The 1760-nt window shown below is 60.6% G+C and carries 3 protein-coding genes and 1 pseudogene; all 4 read left to right on the plus strand.

Translation table 11 applies throughout. The features are described 5' to 3' along the window. A pseudogene (locus AC0L16_RS33345) lies at nucleotides 1–326 on the plus strand (IS21 family transposase); the annotation flags it as partial. A 39-nt stretch (nucleotides 327–365) separates the two neighbouring features. Continuing rightward, nucleotides 366–617, plus strand: coding sequence for a hypothetical protein (locus AC0L16_RS33350; protein ID WP_473625769.1), 252 nt, complete (start codon nucleotides 366–368; stop codon nucleotides 615–617). A gap of 48 nt (nucleotides 618–665) precedes the next feature. Next, nucleotides 666–1280 carry a Mu transposase domain-containing protein gene (locus AC0L16_RS33355; RefSeq protein WP_473625771.1) on the plus strand — a complete coding sequence of 205 codons (615 nt, stop codon included), beginning with the start codon at nucleotides 666–668 and terminating at the stop codon, nucleotides 1278–1280. 12 nt (nucleotides 1281–1292) lie between these two features. Continuing rightward, nucleotides 1293–1760: ATP-binding protein (locus AC0L16_RS33360; protein ID WP_473625772.1), on the plus strand; the 468-nt coding region annotated here is incomplete at its 3' end.

The raw sequence follows: 1760 nt of genomic DNA on the forward strand, positions 1-1760 counted from the left end.
CGCGGCGGCGCACAGAGCCGAACTGTGCCCATCTTGCCGTCGAGCTCAAGAAGCCGGGCGTCACGCTCCTCATCTTGTGGGAGGAGTATCGAGGAAGTCATCCCGACGGATATGGCTACAGCCGATTCTGCAAGCTCTTTCGCAGCTTCGAACAGCGGCTTTCCCCGACGATGCGCCAGGAACACGCCGCCGGCGACAAGGTCTTTGTGGACTATTCCGGCAAGAAGATCCCGATTGTTGATCGCAAAACCGGTGAGATCCGCGAGGCAGAGATCTTCGTGGCGGTGCTGGGCGCATCCAGCTTCACCTATGCGGAGGCGACCTGAACGCAAACGCTCCCCGACTGGATCGGCTCGCGTGTCCGGATGTTTCGTTTCTTTGGAGGCGTTCCCCGGCTGATCGTTACCGACAATCTGAAGTCTGGCGTCAGTCGCGCCAGCTTCTACGATCCCGAGATCAACCGTAGCTACGGCATGATGGCATCCCACTATGGCGTCGGCGTTCTTCCGGCACGCCAAGAAAGCTTCGGACAAATCGAAAATGGAGAATGGAGTGCGTTTCGCCCAGTCCTGCATTTTTGGGCGTCTGCGCAATCAGACCTTCTTCTCGCTAGCTGAAGCCAATGTCGCATTGGCCAGGCACTCGATCGTATCAACGACCACGTCATGCGCCGGCTGGGTGTCAGTCGCCGGCAACTATTTGAGAGTGTCGAGCGTGCCGTACTCGCCAGCCTTCCGGGCGAAGGCTACGAATTCGCCGAATGGCGTTTGGCCCGCATCTCGACGGATTACCACGTCGAGTTCAAAACCTTCTTCTATTCCGTGCCGCACAGCCTCATTCGCCAGCAGGTCGATCTGAGAGCAACGGCGCGCACCATCGAGATCTTCCACCGCGGCAAGCGCATTGCCGTCCACCAGCGCCGCTATGGAGGTCCTCGCCATGGAACTGACCCGGATCACATGCCCAGCTCCCACCGGCGATATGCCGTGTGGACGCCGGATCGGTTCCGCCCTGAGACGGAAGGCTTGATTGTCGCAATCCTCGCCAGCCGCCCACATCCTGAACAAGGCTTTCGAACATGCCTGGGTGTTCTGCGCCTGTTTCGCGATGTCACACGCGATCGCGCCGAAGCCGTGTCAGCCCGCGCTGTCGAGATCGGTGGGCTGAACTGCAAGAGCATCTCCTCGCTCATCGCCAGTCACAAGGCCGCAAGGCAGTCCACCGAACCAACCGCCATCGTCGATCACGCCAATCTGCGGGGCCCTGATTACTTTCATTGAGGAGACACACCCATGCTGATCAATCCCACCATCGACATGCTGCGCGAACTCGGCCTTTACGGCATGGCAACCGCTTTCCTGGAACTCGACGCACAGTCCGAAGCGCGCGGCCTCGAGCACGGCGAATGGCTTGCCATGCTGCTCGAACGCGAGGCGACCATGCGCCGCCAGAAGCGTTTCGAAGCCCGCGCCAGGGCAGCAAAGCTTCGCCATGACGCACAGATCGAGAATGCCGACTTTCGTGCCGCACGCGGTCTTGACCGCAATCTGTTCATGGCGCTCGCCGGCTGCGACTGGATCAGAAAGCATCACAGTCTTCTCATCACCGGGCCGGCGGGCGTGGGCAAGAGCTGGTTGGCCTGTGCGCTTGGCCACAAAGCTTGCCGAGAGGATTTCTCCGTCGCCTATCACCGCGTTCCTCGGCTGTTCGCCGCCCTCGCGCTTGCAAGAGGCGACGGGCGATACGGCAGGATCCTCAAA

The sequence above is a fragment of the Mesorhizobium sp. WSM4848 genome, assembly GCF_055811375.1.